This is a genomic window from Pseudoalteromonas sp. 19-MNA-CIBAN-0066 (assembly GCF_040308705.1).
Classification (GTDB): domain Bacteria; phylum Pseudomonadota; class Gammaproteobacteria; order Enterobacterales; family Alteromonadaceae; genus Pseudoalteromonas; species Pseudoalteromonas nigrifaciens.
Genome location: NZ_JBEONZ010000270.1, coordinates 1 through 261 on the forward strand (window position 1 = coordinate 1; position 261 = coordinate 261).

Sequence of the window (261 nt, forward strand, 5' to 3'; positions counted from 1 at the left end):
GTGTAGATTTATTCAATACAGCTAACGTAAACGGCGGTACACCTGGTTTTGACGTACCACAAGGTATGTTTGACATTGTTGCAAATACAGAAATTGGTGTAGGCGATGCAACAGTTAATGCTGTAGACCCAGATTTTGAAATTCCTTCAGAGTGGAAATACTCTCTTGGTGCTACATACACAACTGAAGACGAATACGTAATCTCTGTAGACTACCTATACTCGAAGAAGAAAGATGCTGCATTGATGCGTGATATTGCAC

At 40.2% G+C, this 261-nt stretch carries 1 protein-coding gene; it reads left to right on the forward strand.

The window, feature by feature from the left end:
* On the forward strand, positions 1–261 hold a 261-nt coding region (locus AAEZ18_RS19110; protein WP_352255997.1), incomplete at both ends, for a hypothetical protein.